Genomic DNA, 21403 nt, shown 5'->3' with positions numbered 1-21403 from the left:
ACATTCCGAACCCGGAAGCTAAGCCTCACAGCGCCGATGGTACTGCAGGGGGGACCCTGTGGGAGAGTAGGACGCCGCCGAACTAATTGTAGGGAAAACCCCCGTACCGGGAAATCGGTACGGGGGTTTTCTGCGTTCAGGGCCAGGTCTGTTTTGCGGTGGCTCCGCCACCCCTCCGCACCTCGACGCGAGCGCTGCGGGTAAGGTCAGGGGGCATCGTTGGCTCGTTTCCCACAGGAGGCCCCCGGGTGGAGGTCCAGGAGACCCGCGTCCAGACGGACCGGGTCCTCACCATCCCGAACATCCTCAGCATGGCGCGCCTCGTCGGCGTACCCGTCTTCCTGTGGCTGATCCTCCGGCCCGAGTTCGGCGGTCCCAAGAGTGACGGCTGGGCGCTGCTCGTGCTCATGTTGAGCGGCGTCAGCGACTATCTCGACGGGAAGCTCGCGCGGCGCTGGAATCAAATCAGCAGCCTCGGCCGGCTGCTCGATCCCGCGGCGGACCGGCTCTACATTCTGTCCACTCTTGTGGGGCTCACCTGGCGCGAGATTCTGCCGCTGTGGTTGACGGCTGTGCTGCTGGCGCGTGAGCTGGTTCTGCTGGTGGTCGTGGCAGTCCTCCGGCGTCACGGCTATCCGCCGCTGCAGGTGAACTTCCTCGGGAAGGCGGCCACCTTCAACCTGATGTACGCCTTCCCTCTGTTGCTGCTCAGCGACGGAAGCGGATGGCTCGCGTCAGTCGCCGCGATTTTCGGATGGGCGTTCGCCGGGTGGGGTACAACCCTCTATTGGTGGGCAGGAGTCCTCTACGTGGTCCAGGTCCGCCGGCTTCTCGGGGCGGACGCCATGGCCGATTGAGCTCGGCCCGATGGGGCAGTTGAAGCTCCCGGATGGCCCGCACTCGAAAACTGCGGGACAATCAGGACGGGTGAAGTCGGCCAGACCGTCGTCTCTTCAAGGAGGACGCTTCCGACATGAAGGCCGTCGTGATGGCCGGAGGCGAAGGCACACGCCTTCGTCCCATGACCTCAAGCATGCCCAAGCCGCTCCTGCCGGTGGTGAACCGCCCGATCATGGAGCACGTGCTGCGGCTGCTCAAAAGGCATGGGCTCAACGAGACCGTCGTTACTGTCCAGTTCTTGGCCTCGCTGGTCAAGAACTACTTCGGTGACGGCGAGGAGCTCGGTATGGAGCTCACCTATGCCAATGAGGAGAAGCCACTCGGTACTGCCGGGAGCGTCAAGAACGCCGAGGAGGCGTTGAAGGACGACACCTTCCTGGTGATCTCCGGTGACGCCCTGACCGACTTCGATCTCACCGACCTCATCAATTTCCACAAGGAAAAGGGTGCGATGGTCACCGTCTGTCTGACGCGTGTGCCGAACCCCCTTGAATTCGGCATCACCATCGTGGACGAAGAGGGCAAGGTCGAGCGCTTCCTGGAGAAACCCACCTGGGGCCAGGTATTCTCCGACACCGTCAACACGGGTATCTACGTGATGGAGCCCGAAGTCTTCGACTACGTCGAGGCCGATGTTTCGGTCGACTGGTCCGGCGATGTCTTCCCTCAGCTGATGAAGGAGGGCAAGCCGGTCTTCGGCTATATCGCCGAGGGCTACTGGGAGGACGTCGGCACCCACGAGAGCTATGTGAAGGCGCAGGCCGACGTCCTCGAGGGCAAGGTCGACGTCGAGATCGACGGTTTCGAGATCTCCCCGGGCGTATGGGTCGCCGAAGGCGCCGAAGTGCACCCCGACGCCGTACTGCGCGGCCCGCTCTACATCGGCGACTACGCCAAGGTCGAAGCGGACGCCGAAATCCGTGAGCACACCGTCGTCGGCTCCAACGTCGTCGTCAAGAGCGGGGCCTTTCTGCACAGGGCCGTGGTCCACGACAACGTGTACATCGGCCAGCACAGCAATTTGCGGGGCTGCGTGATCGGGAAGAACACCGACATCATGCGGGCCGCGAGGATCGAGGACGGCGCTGTCATCGGCGACGAATGCCTCGTCGGTGAAGAATCGATCATCCAGGGAAACGTGCGCGTCTATCCGTTCAAGACCATCGAGGCCGGCGCCTTCGTCAACACCTCGGTGATCTGGGAGTCGCGCGGTCAGGCGCATCTTTTCGGCGCCCGCGGTGTCACCGGAATCCTGAACGTGGAGATCACTCCGGAGCTCGCCGTGCGCCTGGCGGGGGCGTACGCGACGACGCTCAAGAAGGGCTCCACCGTCACCACGGCCCGCGACCACTCCCGAGGCGCCCGTGCTCTGAAGCGGGCGGTCATCTCGGCGCTGCAGGCCAGTGCCATCGACGTACGCGATCTGGAGAACGTACCGCTGCCAGTGGCTCGTCAGCAGACCGCCAGGGGCAGTGCGGGCGGGATCATGATCCGTACGACGCCGGGGGTACCGGACTCCGTCGACATCATGTTCTTCGACGGACAGGGTGCCGACCTGTCGCAAGGGGGGCAGCGCAAGCTGGACCGGGTGTTCGCGCGGCAGGAGTACCGGCGTGCGTTCCCGGGGGAGATCGGGGATCTGCACTTCCCGGCCAGCGTCTTCGACTCGTACACCGGATCACTGCTCAGGAATGTCGACACCACCGGTATCACCGAATCCGGTCTGAAGGTGGTCGTGGACGCCTCGAACGGCAGTGCGGGGCTGGTGTTGCCCAGTCTGTTGGGCAAGCTCGGTGTGGACTCCCTGACCATCAATCCCGGTCTCGACGAATCCAGGCCCACGGAGACGACGGACACGCGGCGGGCCGGTCTGGTGCGGCTGGGCGAGATCGTCGCGTCCGCGCGGGCCGCTTTCGGGGTGCGTTTCGACCCGGTGGGCGAGCGGCTCTCGCTCGTCGACGAGAAGGGACGCATCGTCGAGGACGACCGGGCCCTGCTGGTCATGCTCGACCTGGTGGCCGCGGAGCGGCGCAGCGGGCGGGTGGCGCTGCCGGTGACCACCACGCGGATCGCCGAGCAGGTGGCGGCGTACCACGGGACGCAGGTGGAGTGGACGACGACGTCTCCGGACGACCTGACGAGGGTCGGACGCGAGGAGTCGACGATCTTCGGCGGTGACGGGCGCGGCGGATTCATCATTCCGGAGTTCAGCAGCGTCTTCGACGGCGCGGCGGCTTTCGTACGACTGATCGGGCTGGTGGCGCGGACGCAGCTCACGCTGAGCCAGATCGACGCGCGGATTCCGCGGGCGCACGTCCTCAAGCGGGACCTGGCCACTCCTTGGGCCGTCAAGGGCCTGGTGATGCGCCGGGTCGTGGAGGCGGCCGGGGACCGGTTCGTGGACACGACCGACGGCGTGCGGGTCGTGGAGACGGACGGGCGCTGGGTGATGGTGCTTCCCGACCCCGCCGAGGCGGTGACGCATCTGTGGGCGGAGGGGCCCGACGACGCGTCCGCGGAGGCCCTGCTCGACGAGTGGGCTGCCGTCGTGGACAGCGCAGGTCGCTGAAACGGACAGCACACGCGCGTGCCGGACAAGTGCCCCCAAAGGGGCCTGTCCGGCACGCCGGTGGGGCCATTCGGAGGTAGCGCCCACGACGTGCGACGATGTGCGGCATGCCGCAGCAGCCCCCCATTCGGAGCACACCTCCGCGCCCCCCGCGCCCGGACGCCTCCATGTCGCTGCTCACCAACGTCATGGATCACAGCCTCGACGACGGATATGCCGAGGCCGCCGCCCGTAGGCAGACCGAGGGTGCCGGCGGCATGCCGAAAACGGTCAGGGCGAAGCTGGGCCTCGCGGCCGGTCTCGTCCTTGCGGCCCTGGTGGTGACCGTGGGCGCGGCGAACGCGCGGATCGCGGCACCGGTCGTCGCCAAGGAGCGCCAGGAGCTCATCGACCGCGTCGAGCGAGAGACCGCGGCCGCGGACAAGCTCGAGAGCGGCGTCGACACCCTGCGCGACGATGTGAGCGCCCGGCAGAACGAGGCGCTGAAGAAGCAGGGGGGCAGCGGCCAGGCCGATCTGGTGGGCGTCCTGTCGGGTGCCGTCGCCGTCCACGGGCCCGGTGTGAAGCTCGTCGTGGACGACGCCAAGGAAGCCACCGAGGGCGGCGACGGGAATCCTCGGGAGACCAGCGGGTTCTCCGACACCGGGCGCGTCCGCGACCGTGACATGCAGCGAGTCGTCAACGGGCTCTGGGAGTCCGGCGCGGAGGCCGTCTCGATCAACGGGCAGCGGCTGACGGCACTGTCGGCGATCAGGGCAGCGGGTGACGCGATACTGGTCGACAACAAGCCGCTGGTGCCGCCCTACACGGTGCTGGCGGTGGGGGACGGCGAGCGGCTGAGCACCAGGTTCCAGAACAGTGCCGACGGCCTGTATCTGCACGCCCTGCAGGAGAACTACGGCATCCGGACCGCCATTTCCGTCGAAAAGGACGTCCAGTTGTCCGCCGCACCGAGTGTGATCGTACGTACAGCACAGCCGAGCACAGAGAAGGGCACATCGTGATCGCCGTACTGGGCCTCGTCGTGGGAGTCGTGGCTGGATTGTTGGTCCGGCCCGAGGTTCCGGCGGTCGTCGAGCCTTACCTTCCGATCGCCGTCGTGGCGGCGCTGGACGCCGTCTTCGGAGGGCTGCGGGCGATGCTCGACGGCATCTTCGACGACAAGGTCTTCGTGGTCTCCTTCCTGTCGAACGTGGTCGTGGCCGCACTGATCGTCTTCCTGGGCGACAAGTTGGGCGTGGGCGCCCAGCTCTCCACCGGCGTCGTGGTCGTCCTCGGCATCCGCATCTTCTCCAACGCCGCGGCGATCCGTCGGCACGTCTTCCGGGCGTGAGGCCGATGAGCAACGAAGGCGAGACACCCGAGAACCGGCTGCGCAGGGAGCTTCCCGAAGAGGTCCCGGCCGCGGCTCCCGAGAGTTCGGGGCCCGAGCAGCGTGACGAGAAGGACGAGCCGTCGCTGACCGGCCGCCAGCGGCTGGTGAAGGGGGTGTGGCCGCCGCGGGTCACGCGCGCGCAACTCATCGTCGCCGTGCTGCTGTTCGGTCTCGGCTTCGGTCTGGCCGTCCAGGTGGCCTCCAACAGCGACAGCGGCAGCGCCCTGCGCGGCGCGCGTCAAGAAGATCTCGTACGCATCCTCGATGAACTCGACAACCGTACGCAGCGTCTAGAAGACGAGAAGCAGGGTCTCGAAGATCAGCGCACCGAGTTGGAGAACAGCTCGAACCAGGCCGCGGAGGCCCGCAAGCAGACCGCCGAGAAGGAGAAGCAACTCGGCATTCTGGCGGGCACGGTGGCGGCGCAGGGACCCGGCATCACGCTGACGATCAACGACACGAAGGGGACGGTCAAGGCGGACATGCTGCTTGACGCGATCCAGGAGCTGCGCGCCGCCGGTGCGGAGGCGATCCAGGTGAACGGTGTACGGGTCGTCGCCAGTACCTATCTGGCCGACTCCGGCAAGGGCGTGAGCGTCGACGGGAACAAGATCACCCAGCCCTATCGTTTCAAGGTCATCGGTAAGCCGCAGGACCTTGAGCCTGCGCTCAACATCCCCGGAGGTGTGGTGCAGACTCTCGAGAAGGAGCAGGCCACCGTCACGGTGGAGCGTGCGACGAAGATCATTGTGGACGCCTTGCGGGCTGCGAAGCAGCCTGACTACGCTCGGTCGTCCTCCCAGTGAACCGGGGGTGCATGGGCGACGTCCGGCGAGGGCATGAGGTTGCGGGGGGTCGGCGCACCGAATGGGTGGTGCGTGGTGGAAACTGTCTGGTGGATACGGACGTTGTGAGGATGTCCGGGTCGACCGGTGTGTTCAATCAGTGTTCGTCCTGCCCCACGGGCGGGTCTGTTTCGGTCAAGGGGAATCGCCCGTGAAGTTGTTTGCGAAGTTGTTCGGCAAGAGCGCACGAGGAGAGGGCAGCGACAACGCGACTGCCCGACACCGTGCACCACGCCATGGAGACGCGGAGGGCCAGAGCGGCGATCGCCCGCTGTTCCGGGACCAGGTCGGTGACATTCCCGGTGGTCAGGGCGCGCCGTCTGTTGACCCTGCCCAGTCCGGACGCATAGGTTTCGGGGAACCGTCAGCCTCAAGTGCGGGTGGAGGGTTCGCCTCCGACCCGTACGCGTCCCATGCCCCTGGGGGGCAGCCGCGGCAGGAGGATCCGTCCATGTCGGCCCTGGTGTGTACGAGGTGCGGTAACCGCAACGCGGAGAACAGCCGCTTCTGCTCCAACTGCGGTGCGCCGCTGCGACCGGGTGCGGTCCCGGAGCGTCCGTCCGAGACCACGTCCACGATCTCCATCTCGGGCCTCGAGGCCTACGATGCCGAGGTCACCGGCCAGACGCAGATGCCGACGCTCTCTCCGGAGGCGCAGGCGGCCGTCGACGCGCTGCCGCTCGGTTCGGCGCTCCTGGTGGTGCGCCGCGGTCCGAACTCGGGCAGCCGCTTCCTGCTGGACAGCGACCTGACCACGGCCGGGCGTCATCCGCAGAGCGACATCTTCCTGGACGACGTGACCGTGTCGCGTCGTCATGTGGAGTTCCGTCGCGCCGCGGACGGCTCGTTCACGGTCGCCGACGTGGGCAGCCTGAACGGTACGTACGTCAACAGGGAGCGAATCGACTCGGTCCCGCTGTCGAACGGTGACGAGGTGCAGATCGGCAAGTACCGGCTGGTCTTCTACGCGAGCCAGCGAGGCATCTGACCCTCCTCCGGACTCCGTCCGGGGGGACCCTCAGGAAGGTCCATGCTTCGATCACCGAGCGGCGGTGCCGGGAGCGGTACCGCCGCAGCGGACAGTGGGCTGATGAGCATCGGCTCGGTGCTGAACACGCTGCGCGACGAATTCCCGGAAGTCACGATCTCCAAGATCCGGTTCCTGGAGTCGGAGGGGCTCATCGAGCCGCAGCGGACCCCCTCGGGGTATCGCAAGTTCAGCCAGGCCGACGTCGAGCGCCTCGGGCATGTACTGCGGATGCAGCGGGACCACTATCTGCCGTTGAAGGTGATCCGCGAGCATCTGGACGCTCTGGAGCGTGGGGAGCCGGTGCGGCTGCCGTCCGTGGGACGGCAGCGCGACTCCGGCGACGGGGAGCCGTTCGGTGGGCTCGGTGACCTCTTCGGGGAGCCCGAGGCGCCCACAGCGGCCCGGGTGGGCCGTGCGGAACTGCTGGCCGCCGCCGAGATCGGCGAGCAGGAGCTTCAGGAGTGGGAGTCGTATGGACTCCTTGCCCCACTCGCGGACGGGGCATATGACGCTGAGGCGGTGACGGTCGCCGCGCTGGTCGTCGAGCTCGGGCGGTTCGGTATCGAGCCGCGCCATCTGCGCGCGATGAAGGCCGCGGCCGAACGCGACGCGGGGCTCGTGGACCAGGTGGTGGCCCCTTTGCGGCGCCACCGTAATCCGCAGACCAGGGCGCACGCCGAGGCCCGTACGAAGGAGCTGGCGGGGCTCACGGTGAAGCTGCACGCGGCGCTGGTGCAGACCGCGCTGGGCGTCCGGCTGCCCTGACCCGAAGTGCCGCCGGGCGTCCGGATCGGCCCCGCGTTCTGTGCCCGACTACCCAAACATCCCGGGCACGGCCTAGGGTTGCTGTGTGAACGAGCTCGATGTCGTAGGTGTCCGGGTCGAAATGCCCTCCAACCAACCGATCGTGCTCCTGCGTGAAGTGGGAGGCGACCGCTACCTCCCCATCTGGATCGGACCGGGGGAGGCGACGGCGATCGCCTTCGCCCAGCAGGGCATGGCCCCCGCGCGACCGCTGACCCACGACCTGTTCAAGGACGTGCTGGAAGCCGTCGGCCAGGAGCTCACCGAGGTGCGCATCACTGATCTGCGCGAGGGGGTCTTCTACGCGGAGCTGGTGTTCGCCAGCGGGGTCGAGGTCAGTGCCCGTCCGTCCGACGCCATAGCGCTGGCGCTGCGCACCGGGACGCCGATCTACGGCAGTGACGGTGTGCTCGACGACGCCGGCATCGCGATCCCGGACGAGCAGGAGGACGAGGTGGAGAAGTTCCGCGAGTTCCTTGACCAGATCTCGCCCGAGGACTTCGGGACCAACAGCCAGTGAGGGACCGATCGCCCGAAGGCGGGCGGTCGGACACCCGGGCTCGGGAGCAGGCAGTGGCGCACACCCCCTGGCAAGCCGCTGGATCGCAGGACTCCGGTGCGGCAATTGCCCGTGGCCCGTGTGGCGCGCTGCGGCCCGCTCCGAGAGCATTCGGCTAGCCTTTCCCCGCGGTGGGACACGGGAAACCACTCCTAGGGTGATTATCACTCGGCGTGCCGAGTGTGGCGATCGTTGACGCACCCCCGGTGACTGCCTACCGTCGAGAGGGCAGGTCAAGGACGGAGGTCGGCGTGAGAAGCAGCGGCGACGGTACGGCTGGGGGTGCCCCCGGACGAAGTCTGGGGGAGAGCGGCCCGTACCCTCCCCCAAGCTCTCGGCTCAGCTCGAGCAGGGGGTACCCCCATCACGGCAGCGCGGCCGATCACGTTCCGCAGCGGCCGACAGCGGTGTCTGGTGAGTCCGGTGAGGGTGGGGCGGCTGCCGAGGAGATCGGCTACCGCGGTCCTACGGCGTGTGCCGCCGCGGGCATCACCTACCGGCAGTTGGACTACTGGGCCAGGACTGGTCTGGTCGAACCGAGCGTGCGGCCCGCCTACGGGTCGGGGACCCAGCGGCTCTACAGCTTCCGGGATGTCGTCGTCCTGAAGATCGTGAAGCGGTTCCTCGACACGGGAGTGTCGTTGCAGAACATCCGCACCACGGTCCAGCACCTCAGGGAACGCGGCTTCCGGGACCTGGAGCGGATGACGCTGATGAGCGACGGCGCGACCGTCTACGAATGCTCCTCGCCCGACGAGGTCCACGCCCTGTTGCAGGGCGGTCAGGGCGTCTTCGGGATCGCCGTGGGCGTGGTGTGGCGGGACGTCGAGAGCGCGCTCTCGCAGTTGCACGGGGAGCGTGTGGACACGGGCGAGACACTCGTCGGGCACAACCCGACGGACGAGCTGGCGCGCCGGCGCAATCGGGCCGTCTGAGGTCCGCGGAGGCATTGTCAGTGGTGTAGGGCAGCATCGGACATGTGAGAACCGCGCCTACGATCCTGCATCTCGACATGGATGCCTTCTTCGCCTCGGCGGAGCAGGCAGCCAAGCCGAGCCTGCGCGGGAAGGCCGTCGTCGTGGGCGGGCTCGGACCCCGCGGAGTCGTCTCGACCGCCTCCTACGAGGCACGGGTGTTCGGGGTGCACTCGGCGATGCCCATGGCCCAGGCACGTCGCCTGGCGCCGAACGCCGCGTATCTCGTGCCCCGCTTCACGCTGTACCGGGAGGTCAGCGAGCAGGTGATGGGGCTGTTGGGGGCGTTGTCGCCGCTGGTGGAGCCGCTGAGCCTGGACGAGGCGTTCGTCGATCTGGAGGCGGGAGAGGCGGCCTGGGACGAGGCTTCCGCGCGGCTGGTCGGGGCGAAGCTGCGCGCCGACATCCGGGCCGTCACGGGGCTGACGGGTTCGGTGGGGCTCGCCGCGTCCAAGATGCTCGCCAAGATCGCTTCGGAGCAGGCGAAGCCCGACGGTCTCGTGGTCATAGAACCTGGGACGGAACGCGCGCTGCTGGGGCCGATGTCGGTGCGGACGCTGCCGGGCGTCGGGCCCGCGACCGGGGACCATCTGCGCCGGGCCGGGATCACCACGGTCGACGAGATCGCCGAGGCGGGCGAGGACGAACTCGTACGGCTGGTGGGGAAGGCGCACGGGCACGCGCTGTACGCGATGGCGCTGGCGCACGACGAGCGGCCCGTGGTGGCCGAGCGGGAGACGAAGTCCGTGTCGGTGGAGGACACGTACGACGTGGACATCCACGACCGGATGCGGGTCGGCCTGGAGGTGCAGCGGCTCGCCGACCGGTGTGTGCGGCGGTTGCGGGATGCGGGGCTGTCCGGGCGGACCATCGTGCTGAAGGTGCGGAGGTACGACTTCTCGACGCTGACCCGGTCGGAGACGCTGCGGGGGCCGACGGACGACCCCGGCGTCGTACGGGAGGCTGCCGCGCGGCTTCTGGAAGCGGTGGACACGACCGGGGGCGTGCGGCTGCTGGGGGTCGGCGTCTCGGGGCTCGCGGACTACACGCAGGAGGACCTGTTCGCCCAGGCCCAGGCCCAGGCGCAAGCGGAGGCGGAGGCCACCGCGGGGGAGGCGGCGGTGCTGGAGCACCCGGACGAGGAGGGGGCGGAGGAAGTAGCTGCAAAGCAGACGCCGCCTGCAGAGCGCCGGTGGCCTGCGGGGCATGACGTGCGGCATGCGGAGTACGGGCACGGATGGGTGCAGGGGAGTGGGCTCGGGAGGGTGACCGTGCGGTTCGAGACGCCCTACTCCGAGCCGGGGCGTGTGCGGACGTTTCGTACGGATGATGGTGCGTTGGAGTTGGCTGATCCGTTGCCGTTGGTGAGGGGGGCCGTGTGCGATCGCCGTAGGGGGTGAGGTCGGCGCTGCGGGCGGTATGTGGCTGGTCGCGGCCACGCGGCGGAGCCGCATGACGTCAGAGCCCCGCGCCCCTGGAGGGGCGCGTCAGCGGGGCGCAGACCGAGAAGTCACCCTTCGTCCGTGCCTGCCAGGCGGCCGAAGTCGCGGTCCGGGGGTGGGGGCGGGGGTGTCACGTCCAGGCCGTAGTGGTGGTAGAGCTGGAGTTCCTGTTCGGGGGAGAGGTGGCGGCCCACGCCGAAGTCGGGGGCGTCTTTGATCAGGGCGCGGTCGAAGGGGACACGCAGCGTGCCCTCGACGACTTCGCTGGGCTCCAGGGGGACGAAGGCGTCCCTGCTGAACAGGCCCGTCCGTATGGCGGCCCACTCCGGGACGCCGGTCGCGTCGTCGAGATAGACCTCGTCGACCGTGCCGATCTTGGCGCCGTTGCGGTCGAGCGCCTTGCGGCCGATCAGGTTGCGCGGATCGATGTCGGTCTGCACGGTCCCTCCACTCGCTAGCAGCTCATCCGTAAGCACTACAAAAGAGCACATTCGGGAAGGTGGCCACTCGAAAGCTCGTGCGTCGTCCTCGCTGGTAGGCTGGCAAGCGGCTGCTGACCCCGTGCGGGAGAGTCCTCCAGACATCACCGGAGGCGCCGAAGGAGCAAATCCTCCCCGGAATCTCTCAGGCACACGTACCGCACGGACGAGGTCACTCTGGAAAGCAGGGCGGGTGTCGAAGGCCTCCGCCCTCACCGACGGTGAAAGCCGGGTCGCAGCGAGCGGGCGGGCCGGTGAAGCTCTCAGGTTGAGATGACAGAGGGGGAGGCCGTCGGGGTACCCGCGCCGTGGTGCCCCTCGAAGGTCGTGTCAGACCAGGAGGCCTCCGCAATGACCGCCCATCGCATTCCGCTCTCCGAGCTCGAACAGGGAATCCCCTTCGAGCAGCGCCACATCGGGCCCGACCCCGAGGCGCAGGCCAAGATGCTCGCGCAGGTCGGGTACGGCTCGCTCGACGAGCTGACGGCCGCCGCGGTGCCGGACGTCATCAAGAACGCCGAGGCGCTGGAGCTGCCGGGCGCGCGCACCGAGGCCGAGGTACTGGCCGAGCTGCGCTCCCTCGCGGACCGCAACCAGGTGCTCGACTCGATGATCGGCCTCGGCTACTACGGCACGTTCACGCCGCCGGTGATCCTGCGCAACGTCATGGAGAACCCGGCCTGGTACACCGCGTACACGCCGTACCAGCCGGAGATCTCCCAGGGGCGGCTCGAAGCGCTGCTGAACTTCCAGACCGTCGTCGCCGAGCTGACCGGGCTGCCCACCTCCGGCGCCTCGCTGCTCGACGAAGGCACCGCCGCCGCCGAGGCGATGTCGCTGTCCCGGCGCATGGGCAAGAACAAGAAGGGCCTCTTCCTGGTCGACGCGGACACCCTGCCGCAGACCGTCGCCGTCATCGAGACCCGCGCGGAGCCGACCGGCGTCGAGATCGTCGTCGCCGACCTGGGCGAGGGCATCCCGGCCGAGATCGCCGGGCGTGAGATCAACGGCGTGCTGATCCAGTACCCGGGCGCCTCCGGCGCCGTACGCGACCTGAAGCCCGTCATCGAGCAGGCGCACGAGCTCGGCGCGGTCGTCACGGTCGCCGCCGACCTGCTCGCCCTCACGCTGCTCGCCTCGCCCGGTGAGCTCGGCGCCGACATCGCGATCGGTACGACCCAGCGCTTCGGCGTGCCGATGGGCTTCGGCGGCCCGCACGCCGGATACATGGCGGTGCGTGAGAAGTTCGCGCGCAGCCTGCCGGGCCGGCTGGTGGGCGTCTCCGTGGACGCCGACGGACACAAGGCGTACCGGCTCGCCCTGCAGACGCGGGAGCAGCACATCCGCCGCGAGAAGGCGACCAGCAACATCTGCACGGCGCAGGTGCTCCTCGCGGTGATGGCCGGCATGTACGCCGTCTACCACGGTCCCGAGGGTCTGCGGACCATCGCGCGGCGTACGCGCCGGTACGCCACGATCCTCGCCGCGGGCCTGACGGCCGGCGGGGTCGAGGTCGTGCACGGCGCCTACTTCGACACGCTGACCGCGCGGGTGCCGGGCCGCGCCGCCGAGGTCGTGGCGGGCGCGCGCGACGGAGGCGTCAACCTCCACCTCGTCGACGCCGACCACGTGTCGATCGCCTGCGACGAGACCACCGCCCGCAAGCAGGTGGGCGCTGTCTGGACCGCGTTCGGTGTCGACGGTGACATCGAGGCGCTGGACGCCGTCGCCGAGGACACGCTGCCCGCGGCGCTGCTGCGCACCGACGACTACCTCACGCACCCGGTCTTCCACCAGTACCGCTCCGAGACCGCGATGCTGCGCTACCTGCGCAAGCTGTCCGACCGCGACTACGCGCTCGACCGCGGCATGATCCCGCTGGGCTCCTGCACCATGAAGCTCAACGCGACCACCGAGATGGAGCCGGTCACCTGGCCCGAGTTCGGCCAGCTGCACCCCTTCGTGCCCGCCGAGCAGGCGCAGGGCTATCTCACCCTCATCCAGGAGCTGGAGGAGCGGCTCGCCGAGGTCACCGGGTACGACAAGGTGTCGCTCCAGCCGAACGCGGGCTCCCAGGGCGAGCTGGCCGGGCTGCTGGCCGTACGCGGCTACCACCGGGCCAACGGCGATGACCAGCGCACGGTCTGCCTGATCCCGTCCTCCGCGCACGGCACGAACGCCGCGAGTGCCGTGATGGCCGGCATGAAGGTCGTCGTCGTGAAGACCGCCGAGGACGGCGAGATCGACGTCGAGGACCTGCGCGCGAAGATCGAGCAGCACCGCGACGAGCTCGCGGTGCTGATGATCACGTACCCCTCGACGCACGGTGTGTTCGAGGAGCACGTCGCCGACATCTGCGCGCAGGTGCACGAGGCGGGCGGGCAGGTGTACGTCGACGGCGCCAACCTCAACGCGCTGGTGGGCCTCGCCAAGCCGGGCCACTTCGGCGGTGACGTCTCCCACCTGAACCTGCACAAGACGTTCTGCATCCCGCACGGCGGCGGCGGTCCGGGCGTGGGCCCGGTCGGCGTACGCGCGCACCTGGCGCCGTACCTGCCGAACCACCCGCTGCAGCCCGCGGCCGGCCCCGAGACCGGCGTGGGACCGATCTCCGCCGCTCCCTGGGGCTCGGCGGGCATTCTGCCCATCTCCTGGGCGTACGTCCGTCTCATGGGCGGCGAGGGCCTCAAGCGGGCCACGCAGGTGGCGGTGCTGTCCGCGAACTACATCGCCAAGCGCCTGGAGCCGCACTTCCCGGTGCTCTACACCGGTCCCGGCGGGCTCGTCGCGCACGAGTGCATCATCGATCTGCGTCCGCTGACCAAGGCGACCGGCGTCAGCGTCGACGACATCGCCAAGCGGCTCATCGACTACGGCTTCCACGCGCCGACGATGTCCTTCCCGGTGGCCGGCACACTGATGATCGAGCCCACCGAGTCCGAGGACCTGATCGAGCTCGACCGGTTCTGCGACGCGATGATCGCCATTCGTGCGGAGATCGACAAGGTCGGCTCGGGCGTCTGGGCGGCCGAGGACAACCCGCTGCGGAACGCGCCGCACACCGCCGCCGCGCTCGGCGGCGAGTGGAAGCACGAGTACACCCGCGAGGAGGCCGTCTTCCCGGCCGGTGTCTCGGCCGCGGACAAGTACTGGCCGCCGGTGCGCCGCATCGACCAGGCGTACGGCGACCGGAACCTGGTCTGTTCCTGCCCGCCGCTGGACGCTTACGAAGAGTAGTCACCCTCGGATACGCGTCGGGGCCGGTTCGGAGATCACGTCTCCGGGCCGGCCCCTCTCCATGTCCGGGCGGTGGTCACCGTCACCCGGTTGTGCGGCTCAGGCGGCCGTCATCACGTGCTCGCTGCCCTGGGGGCGGTGCGGGGCGATGATCTGGCCGTCGGGCAGGAGCTCACCGGTGTCCTCGAAGAGCAGAACGCCGTTGCACAGCAGGCTCCATCCCTGCTCCGGGTGGTGCGCCACGAGGCGGGCGGACTCCCGGTCGGCTGATTCGGCTGTCGGACACGGTGGCTGGTGCTGGCACATGGATGGGATCTTTCGCTGGGATGAGAGATGAGTGGTGGCTGTGGTGTCTTTCCCGCGGCTTGAAGTGCTCATGGCCGCCCCCCGGTGGCGTGTGTTTGGAACCCAGTGTTGCCCTACGGGCGTCAATCCGCAGGGATTTCGCAGCAGCGCTCCTCACAGGTTGGAGACGCGTCACCCGTGCGGACGGTTCAGTCCAACTGCACGGTCCCTTCGGGGGGTTCGCGGTGGCCGGATGGGGCTAGTCCGGTCGGGGTGGAGGGGGCGTTCTCCCTCGTACGAGCGCTGTGGGGCCCGAACGAGCGGACGGGTTCGGGCAGCAGCGTGCCCCGCGACCGGGACAACGGTAGCGGGGCACGGGGCGATGCGCTTGGTGTGCTTCTCCGGGTGAGTGATTACGCGGGCGAGCTGAGCAGTGGGGCGGGAGTGAGCCGGTGTGTGAGGACCGGGAGGAGTTCGGCGACGCGGTGCGGGCGATGCGCGGCGATACCGGGCGGCGCGGGCGCCAGTGGCACCAGGAGATCGGTGGCGGCCGGCTGCCCGGTGGCGCCGTCCGCGGCGCAGTCGCCGTGCAGCCAGAGGGTGAGCATGTAGAGCTCGGGAACGGACAACAGCCGCGGCTGGTACGGCTGGCTCATGTTCTCGGCGTGCCGCAGGGCGCGCTCGGTGGAGGCGATGTAGGGGCCTTCGAAGAAGTGCGAGAAGGCCCAGCCGTCGGGAGTGAGCATGGTGTCGGCCGCGGCCACCGACCGCTCGCCGCAGCGGATCAGGAAGCGCCATCCGGCGAGCCGGGTGGTGGAGGCTCCGGCCGGTGCGATGCGGTCCAGAACGTGTACGGGCAACGGGAGTTCGGGGGTGACGGGGCCCTGGGTCATGCGTAGGGACGGGGTGCGGGCCTCGCGGACTGCGGTGGGGGAACCGAGTGCCGTGAGGACGGTGCGCAGGGCGGGCGAGGGGGCCGGGGGGACACGCAGCGGCATGGTGGGTCGCCTCTCATTCGACAGGCACAGTGGCGCGAGGGCCGGGGCGGACGGCGCTGTCAGCTCTCGGGGTCGGAGGGGCGAGGGGTCTGGATCTGCCGACAGGATGTCGCCTGCCGCATGTCACCTCGACGACAGGACCTGGGACCGCGAGCGCCAACTCTCCGCCTCGTTTGCGGAGTTTATACGACACGTGTTCAGATGGTGTTTCATCTAGCTGTCCTGAATATGAAGAGCAAGGCGATATTCGGTCGACGAAACGAGACGTTCATCCCGATTCTGTGTCGGGGCCCGCCGGTGACCTCGGATTGCTTTGTCGGAGCGGTCGGCCGATTCTCGTCGGCGTTTTTCACGAGATCGTGTCAGGCTGAAACTGGGCTCTGGTTCATGCCCCGTGAATGTGCCTCCGGACAACGGGTACCAGGGTAGCGGTCGACGAGGCTGTGCAGGGCGTTATCGATCGTGTTGCCTGGGCATCATCCTCCGGGACGGCAGGGGCCGGAGGATCGGCCTGCCCATTCGAGGAGGGACGCTTCGATGGGAGAGAAGGTCGTGGCAGCGTCGTTCGACCTGTCCGATCGCCAGCACTACCGAGGCAAGCTCCGGCAGTGTCTGACGGGGCTGGCGCGGCTGCTGGAGGAGAAGCGGTTCGATCGCCCGAAGAATCTCATGGGTCTGGAGATCGAACTGAATCTCGCGGGGCCCGACGGCATGCCCAGGATGATGAATGCGCAAGTACTCGAAAGGATTGCGAGCCGAGACTTTCAAACAGAACTTGCCATGTTCAACCTGGAAGTCAACATAGCCCCACATCGATTGGACGGGCGGGTATTCGACCGGCTCGCCGAGGAGCTGCACACCTCGCTCGCATATGCCCATCGAAAGGCCGGCGAACTCGACGCGGGAATCATGATGATCGGGATTCTGCCGACGCTCGACCGTGACGATCTGGTCTCCTCGAACCTGTCGGACGTCGATCGCTACACGCTGCTCAACGATCAGATCGTGGCCGCCCGTGGCGAGGACTTCGTGCTCGACATCGACGGGGTGGAGCGCCTCGTCTGTACGTCGAAGTCCATCGCGCCCGAGGCCGCCTGCACCTCCGTGCAGTTGCACCTCCAGGTCACCCCGGCGCGCTTCGCGGACGTGTGGAACGCGGCGCAGGCCGTTGCCGCCGTGCAGGTCGCGATCGGTGCCAACTCGCCCTTCCTGTTCGGCCGTGAGCTGTGGCGCGAGTCGCGGCCGCCGCTGTTCCAGCAGTCCACCGACACCCGGCCGCCCGAGCTCCAGGCGCAGGGGGTACGTCCGCGCACCTGGTTCGGCGAGCGGTGGATCTCCTCGGCGTACGACCTCTTCGAGGAGAACCTGCGCTTCTTCCCGCCTCTGCTGCCCATCAGCGACGGGGAGGACCCGCTCGCGGTCCTCGACGCCGGAGGCATTCCCAGGCTCGCCGAACTCGTGCTGCACAACGGCACGGTCTACCGCTGGAACCGGCCCGTGTACGACGTCGCCGACGGAGTCCCGCACCTGCGCGTCGAGAACCGGGTGCTGCCCGCCGGTCCCACCGTCACCGATGTCGTCGCCAACGCGGCGTTCTACTACGGGGTCGTGCGTGCGCTCGCCGAGGAGGCGCGGCCCGTGTGGACACGGCTGTCGTTCGAGTCCGCGGCGGCCAACTTCGACGCGGCCTGCCGCCATGGCATCGACGCGCGGCTGGAGTGGCCGCGGCGGGGACGGTACGGGGGTACCACCGCGCAGGTCGAGGCCGTGCACCTGGTCCGTGACGAACTGCTGCCGCTCGCCGCGGCGGGGCTGGACGCGTGGGGCGTCGAGCCGGCCGACCGGGACTACTACCTGGGGGTGATCGAGGACCGGTGCCGGCTGCGTGCCAACGGGGCTACCTGGCAGGCGGCCACCTTCCACCAGGCGCTGGAGAAGGGCCTCGCGAGGGATGCCGCGCTGGCCGCGACCACCCGGCGCTACGGCGAGCTGATGCACCTCGGTGAGCCCGTGCACAGCTGGCCGGTGGGACTGCCGGAGCCGGTACCGCTGGGCTGATCGGGGCGGATGGCCCCTGGGGGTGGCTTGTTTTGGGGTGTCAGCCTTGGCTCTGGCTGCCCGCCGCCACGATCGCCCTGAGGATCACCGAATGGATCTGCGTGGGGTCGTTGACCTGCTGGCCGGAGCCGCCTGTCGCCTTGGCGATCTCCTGGACCTCCGCCTTGTCGGCGTCCGGGCCCACGGCGATGGCGATGAGCGGCACCGGGCGCTGTGGGTCGGTGAGCTTCTGCAGTTGGGTGACGAGGGCGGAGCGCGAGATGCTTCCCGGGTCCTGGTTGACGCCGTCGGTCAGCAGCACCAGCGCGTTGAACTTCCCCTTGACATAGGAGGAGGTGGCCGCCTTGTACGCGGCGAGTGTGGTGTCGTACAGGCCCGTCGCGCCGTTCGGGACGGGAGACAGGGAGCTGAACGCCGCCGACAGCCTGTCCCGCTGGGTGCCGTTGCCCTTGCGGTCGCCCAGGCGTTGTGTGGGCACGAGCACCCGGTAGTCGCGGTTGCCGTCCAGGCGGGTGGAGAACTTCCACAGCCCGATCTCGTCCTCCGAGGTGAACGTCGCGAGGGCCTGCAGCAGGGAGGCCCTGGTGACGTCCATACGGGACTGGCCGGTGCCCGGCACCGGCTGTGCCATGGACGCGGAGGCGTCGACGACCGTGGTGATCCGGGCGCTCTGCACCGTGATCGTCCACGTGCCGAGTGCCTCGTCGACCGCCTTCGCCGGGGTGGGTTCGGGCGCGGCGCGCGCGAACGGCTGCGGGGCTCGACCCCCGGCCTTGGCGACCAGCGCGGGCGAGACCTTCTCGTCGTCCGTGCGGAACCCGTACCGCTCCAGGATCCGCTGCCCGTCCGGCTCGCCGAGCAGCGCCATGAACCGAAGGGCGGCACGGCTCGTGTCGGTGTTCAGCCGTGACTCGTCGACCAGGGTGAACGGGTAGTCGAGTCGCGGCGACCCGTCCTTGGGGTAGAAGAGGTCGAGTCCGGCGCCGCCGCCGGCCGAGGAGTTGTACGCGAACGCCGACTGCTCGGAGAGGATCAGCGCCTGGTTGCGTTGCGGATTGCCCTGCTCGGTGCCGGAGGAGTCGCGCGGGAGAGTGTCCAGGACCTGGCTGTCGCTGGCGGCCGTGCGCTGGGAGAGCGTCTTCGCCATGGCCGCCGCCTGGGTGTCACCTCCCTTGATGGTGGCCGCGGCGGTATTGAGCTGGGTCAGCGCGAGCAGGCCTGCCGCGCTGCGCACCGGGTCGGCCGCACCGAGCCTCAGCCGGTCGTCCCGCAGCGCGGCGCCCGCCAACTGGGTCCAGGTGTACGTCTTCTCGGGCCACCCCAGCGATTTCGCGGCCGACGGGACCATCGCGACGCCGACCGGCGAGGAGGCGACGCTGCCCGCCGCGGTCACCCGGGTCGCGTTGCTCTCACCACTGACCCGGTTCACCCACAGGGCGGAGTCCGGCACCCACGCCTGGACGTCGGACTTGTTGCCCGACCTCAGGGCGTCGGCGACCTTGTACGACTCGCGCGCCGTCACGGTCACGGCGATGCAGTGGCCGTCGGAGGTGATGTTGTGGTCGCGGGCGTGTTCGGCGACGGCCCTGAGGGCGGGCGCCATGTCCGGGGACGCGGCGATCTTGAGGGGCACGGCGTTGTCCCGGCAGGACGAGCCGAAGGAGAGCAGACCACCGCGGACCGCGACCGCCGTGCCCGCGGCGACCGTGAGCACCAATACCGTCGCGATGGCCACCGTACGGCGGCGTGCGCGTGGACGGGGGTCGGCCGCGCCCGCCCCGTACGCATCGGGCAAGCTGTGACGTCCCATGACGGTGGTGCCCTCCCTGGATGAGCCGGAGTCGCGAGAAAGCCGTAGAAACGGCCGTGAGGCAGAAGGCGAGGGGGAGGTACGCCCGTACGGCGTCCGTCCCCCCGACGGCCTGTCGCGCACGATCTTCGCAACTTCTTTCGAGACCCTAGCGGGGCGAAGATGGGGATGAGGCGGGATTACTCAACTGGAGGCGGGAGTGCAGGTGGAGGCGGGGTCGGTGGCCGATTCTTTTCCCGAGGAGCGGCTGACGCGACGGATATTTCGGGACGAAACACTGCTCGTCCTGGGCCTGTCGCTCGGGGCGAGCGGAGTGTCCGCGCTGATCAGCTTTGTCGGGTCGGTCACCAAACCGGGGGGTCTCAAGGATCAGGCGGCCACTCTCAACGCTTCGGCCGCACCGGGTCGCCCCTGGCTGGATCTGGCATGGCAGTTGTTCGGTATCGCGTCGGCCCTGGTCCCGGTCGCCCTGGTCGCGCACTTCCTGATGAGGGAGGGCAAGGGGCTGCGTGTGATCGGGTTCGACCGTACGCGGCCCTGGCCCGACCTCGGGCGGGGGGCCGCGATCGCGGCGGTGATCGGTAGCACGGGCATCGCCTTCTACCTGGCGGCCCGTGGGTTCGGCGCCAACCTGACCGTGGTGCCGGAAGCGCTGCCCGACGTGTGGTGGAAGTACCCGGTCCTGATCCTGTCGGCCGTGCAGAACGCCGTACTGGAGGAGGTCATCGTCGTCGGGTACCTGTTGCGCCGGCTCGGGCAGCTGGGCTGGACGCCGGGGACCGCGCTGGTGGCGAGCGCGGTGCTGCGCGGCTCGTACCACCTGTATCAGGGCATCGGCGGCTTCATCGGGAACATGGCGATGGGCGTGGTCTTCGTCTACCTGTACCGGCGGTGGGGCCGGGTCGGACCGCTCGTGGTGGCGCACTCGCTGCTCGACATCGGGGCGTTCGTGGGATACGCGCTGCTGGCGGGGAAGGTGGGCTGGCTGCCGACCGCCTGAGCGGCGGTGTGTGAGCGGGTCCGACGGCGTGAGCGGGTCCGAAAGGGGCGTACGAGAGTCTCGTACGCCCCTTTCTTGTACGGCTTTTTCGTGCGTCGCTACGCGAGGAGCTCGCCCTCGATGACCGTGACCGCTTGGCCCGTGAGGAGCGTACGGCCGCCGCGCAGCTCGGTGCGGACGAGGCCGGAGCGCGGGGAGGCCTGCAGGCCGGTGAGGCCGGGGCGGCCGAGGCGCTCGGACCAGTAGGGAGCGAGGGCGGTGTGGGCGCTGCCCGTGACCGGGTCCTCGTCGATGCCGATGTTCGGGAAGAAGCAGCGCGAGACGAAGTCGTAGCCCTGGGAGGGGTCTTCGGCGCGGGCGGTCGCGATGATGCCGCGCTCGGAGTACAGGGCCAGGGCCTTGTGGTCGGGGGTGAGTCCCCGGACCGTCTTCTCGTCGGCGACCTCGATCAGCAGGTCGCCGGTGTTCGGGCCGGTGTCGAAGGTCGTGAGCGGTTCGGCGCCCAGGGCCTCGGCGACGCCGTCCGGGGCCTCGACCGGGGTGAGCGGAGCGGTGGGGAAGTCCAGCGTCAGGGAACCGTCCTCGTGGGGCGTGGCGATGAGTACGCCGCTGAGCGTGGCGAACCGCACCGGTCCCGTGTGGGCGCCCGTGGTGCGCAGGACGTGTGCGGTGGCGAGGGTCGCGTGCCCGCACATCGCGACCTCGGCGACGGGGGTGAACCAGCGCAGCGCCCAGTCGGCGTCGCCGCCCTCGGGAAGGCGGTGCGCGAAGGCCGTCTCCGCGTGGTTGACCTCCAGGGCGACGCTCTGGAGCCGGCTGTCCTCGGGGAAGGTGTCGTGGTCGAGAAGGAGGACCCCGGCCGGGTTGCCCGTGAAGGGACGGTCGGTGAAGGCGTCGACGATTCGAATCCGCATGCCCCGACGCTAGCGGCCCGAGCAGGCCGCGGGACAAGGCCAATTCCGTGGATCTGGACCGGTTGTGGCCGTCCGGCCCCCTGACCTGCCCGGATCCTGGGGTCTTGGCAGGCGAGCTATTCCG

General features: G+C 69.0%; 18 protein-coding genes, 1 rRNA gene and 1 riboswitch. Of the genes, 14 read left to right on the top strand and 5 right to left on the bottom strand.

The window, feature by feature from the left end:
* From rrf to ACIRA5_RS43070, 11 genes are all read left to right on the top strand, one after another.
* Positions 1 to 83 (top strand): 5S ribosomal RNA (rrf, locus tag ACIRA5_RS43120); the annotation flags it as partial.
* A 165-nt stretch (positions 84 to 248) separates the two neighbouring features.
* Entirely contained in the window at positions 249 to 857 is a 609-nt protein-coding gene (locus tag ACIRA5_RS43115; RefSeq protein ID WP_403700877.1) for a CDP-alcohol phosphatidyltransferase family protein, read from the top strand.
* A gap of 116 nt (positions 858 to 973) precedes the next feature.
* A complete protein-coding gene (locus ACIRA5_RS43110) occupies positions 974 to 3469 on the top strand; it encodes a mannose-1-phosphate guanyltransferase (RefSeq protein ID WP_352053065.1) in 2496 nt (831 codons plus the stop codon).
* Between the two features lie 107 nt (positions 3470 to 3576).
* The gene (locus tag ACIRA5_RS43105) at positions 3577 to 4473 is read left to right on the top strand and encodes a DUF881 domain-containing protein (protein ID WP_351312001.1); all 897 of its coding nucleotides are present in this window, start codon (positions 3577 to 3579) and stop codon (positions 4471 to 4473) included.
* Positions 4470 to 4802: a small basic family protein gene (locus ACIRA5_RS43100; RefSeq protein WP_003988855.1), complete on the top strand. Its 333-nt coding sequence runs from the start codon at positions 4470 to 4472 to the stop codon at positions 4800 to 4802. Before ACIRA5_RS43105 ends, ACIRA5_RS43100 begins: the two co-directional genes overlap by 4 nt.
* A gap of 5 nt (positions 4803 to 4807) precedes the next feature.
* Complete coding sequence (locus tag ACIRA5_RS43095; protein ID WP_403700874.1) at positions 4808 to 5650, top strand: DUF881 domain-containing protein; 843 nt, start codon at positions 4808 to 4810, stop codon at positions 5648 to 5650.
* Positions 5651 to 5711: 61 nt separating this feature from the next.
* Complete coding sequence (locus tag ACIRA5_RS43090; protein WP_075033617.1) at positions 5712 to 6677, top strand: FHA domain-containing protein; 966 nt, start codon at positions 5712 to 5714, stop codon at positions 6675 to 6677.
* A gap of 42 nt (positions 6678 to 6719) precedes the next feature.
* Positions 6720 to 7484 carry a MerR family transcriptional regulator gene (locus tag ACIRA5_RS43085; protein WP_403700871.1) on the top strand — a complete coding sequence of 255 codons (765 nt, stop codon included), beginning with the start codon at positions 6720 to 6722 and terminating at the stop codon, positions 7482 to 7484.
* Between the two features lie 85 nt (positions 7485 to 7569).
* A complete protein-coding gene (locus ACIRA5_RS43080) occupies positions 7570 to 8043 on the top strand; it encodes a bifunctional nuclease family protein (RefSeq protein WP_006123076.1) in 474 nt (157 codons plus the stop codon).
* Positions 8044 to 8333: 290 nt separating this feature from the next.
* Positions 8334 to 9017 (top strand): MerR family transcriptional regulator, encoded by a 684-nt coding sequence (locus ACIRA5_RS43075; protein ID WP_355306457.1) that lies wholly within the window; start codon positions 8334 to 8336, stop codon positions 9015 to 9017.
* Positions 9018 to 9061: 44 nt separating this feature from the next.
* On the top strand, positions 9062 to 10456 hold the full coding sequence (locus ACIRA5_RS43070; protein WP_403700867.1) for a DNA polymerase IV: 1395 nt from the start codon (positions 9062 to 9064) through the stop codon (positions 10454 to 10456).
* Positions 10457 to 10566: 110 nt separating this feature from the next.
* Here ACIRA5_RS43070 and ACIRA5_RS43065 read toward each other — a convergent pair whose 3' ends face one another.
* A complete protein-coding gene (locus tag ACIRA5_RS43065; protein WP_054229128.1) occupies positions 10567 to 10938 on the bottom strand; it encodes a PRC-barrel domain-containing protein in 372 nt (123 codons plus the stop codon).
* A gap of 114 nt (positions 10939 to 11052) precedes the next feature.
* A riboswitch (glycine riboswitch) is annotated at positions 11053 to 11148 on the top strand.
* 180 nt (positions 11149 to 11328) lie between these two features.
* Between ACIRA5_RS43065 and gcvP the strand changes: the two genes are divergently transcribed.
* Positions 11329 to 14214, top strand: coding sequence for an aminomethyl-transferring glycine dehydrogenase (gene gcvP / locus ACIRA5_RS43060; RefSeq protein WP_403700865.1), 2886 nt, complete (start codon positions 11329 to 11331; stop codon positions 14212 to 14214).
* 99 nt (positions 14215 to 14313) lie between these two features.
* Here gcvP and ACIRA5_RS43055 read toward each other — a convergent pair whose 3' ends face one another.
* Entirely contained in the window at positions 14314 to 14520 is a 207-nt protein-coding gene (locus tag ACIRA5_RS43055; protein ID WP_054229126.1) for a DUF5999 family protein, read from the bottom strand.
* A gap of 392 nt (positions 14521 to 14912) precedes the next feature.
* Complete coding sequence (locus ACIRA5_RS43050) at positions 14913 to 15497, bottom strand: hypothetical protein (protein ID WP_403700863.1); 585 nt, start codon at positions 15495 to 15497, stop codon at positions 14913 to 14915.
* 537 nt (positions 15498 to 16034) lie between these two features.
* Between ACIRA5_RS43050 and ACIRA5_RS43045 the strand changes: the two genes are divergently transcribed.
* Complete coding sequence (locus ACIRA5_RS43045) at positions 16035 to 17555, top strand: glutamate-cysteine ligase family protein (protein WP_403700862.1); 1521 nt, start codon at positions 16035 to 16037, stop codon at positions 17553 to 17555.
* Positions 17556 to 17595: 40 nt separating this feature from the next.
* On the opposite strand, the gene ACIRA5_RS43040 is transcribed toward ACIRA5_RS43045, so the two are convergent.
* Positions 17596 to 19365, bottom strand: coding sequence for a substrate-binding and VWA domain-containing protein (locus ACIRA5_RS43040; RefSeq protein WP_403700859.1), 1770 nt, complete (start codon positions 19363 to 19365; stop codon positions 17596 to 17598).
* Positions 19366 to 19564: 199 nt separating this feature from the next.
* On the opposite strand from ACIRA5_RS43040, the gene ACIRA5_RS43035 reads away from it, so the two are divergent.
* Positions 19565 to 20365 carry a CPBP family intramembrane glutamic endopeptidase gene (locus ACIRA5_RS43035; RefSeq protein WP_067379079.1) on the top strand — a complete coding sequence of 267 codons (801 nt, stop codon included), beginning with the start codon at positions 19565 to 19567 and terminating at the stop codon, positions 20363 to 20365.
* Between the two features lie 98 nt (positions 20366 to 20463).
* On the opposite strand, the gene ACIRA5_RS43030 is transcribed toward ACIRA5_RS43035, so the two are convergent.
* Positions 20464 to 21279, bottom strand: a complete 816-nt coding sequence (locus ACIRA5_RS43030; protein ID WP_403700856.1) for a PhzF family phenazine biosynthesis protein — start codon at positions 21277 to 21279, stop codon at positions 20464 to 20466.
* Between the last annotated feature and the right edge of the window lie 124 nt (positions 21280 to 21403).

This window comes from Streptomyces sp. NPDC096311 (assembly GCF_044763085.1).
GTDB lineage: Bacteria > Actinomycetota > Actinomycetes > Streptomycetales > Streptomycetaceae > Streptomyces.
The sequence above is the reverse complement of the archived record's forward strand: the minus strand, read 5'-3'. Positions and strand labels throughout refer to the sequence as shown.

What these genes read in the sequence shown, in the direction of transcription:
- ACIRA5_RS43110 (WP_352053065.1), top strand. Translation starts at nt 974, where the DNA reads ATGAAGGCCGTCGTGATGGCCGGAGGCGAAGGCACACGCCTTCGTCCC.
- ACIRA5_RS43105 (WP_351312001.1), top strand. Translation starts at nt 3,577, where the DNA reads ATGCCGCAGCAGCCCCCCATTCGGAGCACACCTCCGCGCCCCCCGCGC.
- ACIRA5_RS43095 (WP_403700874.1), top strand. Translation starts at nt 4,808, where the DNA reads ATGAGCAACGAAGGCGAGACACCCGAGAACCGGCTGCGCAGGGAGCTT.
- ACIRA5_RS43090 (WP_075033617.1), top strand. Translation starts at nt 5,712, where the DNA reads ATGGGTGGTGCGTGGTGGAAACTGTCTGGTGGATACGGACGTTGTGAG.
- ACIRA5_RS43085 (WP_403700871.1), top strand. Translation starts at nt 6,720, where the DNA reads ATGCTTCGATCACCGAGCGGCGGTGCCGGGAGCGGTACCGCCGCAGCG.
- gcvP (WP_403700865.1), top strand. Translation starts at nt 11,329, where the DNA reads ATGACCGCCCATCGCATTCCGCTCTCCGAGCTCGAACAGGGAATCCCC.
- ACIRA5_RS43055 (WP_054229126.1), bottom strand. Translation starts at nt 14,520, where the DNA reads ATGTGCCAGCACCAGCCACCGTGTCCGACAGCCGAATCAGCCGACCGG.
- ACIRA5_RS43050 (WP_403700863.1), bottom strand. Translation starts at nt 15,497, where the DNA reads ATGCCGCTGCGTGTCCCCCCGGCCCCCTCGCCCGCCCTGCGCACCGTC.
- ACIRA5_RS43045 (WP_403700862.1), top strand. Translation starts at nt 16,035, where the DNA reads ATGGGAGAGAAGGTCGTGGCAGCGTCGTTCGACCTGTCCGATCGCCAG.
- ACIRA5_RS43040 (WP_403700859.1), bottom strand. Translation starts at nt 19,365, where the DNA reads ATGGGACGTCACAGCTTGCCCGATGCGTACGGGGCGGGCGCGGCCGAC.
- ACIRA5_RS43030 (WP_403700856.1), bottom strand. Translation starts at nt 21,279, where the DNA reads ATGCGGATTCGAATCGTCGACGCCTTCACCGACCGTCCCTTCACGGGC.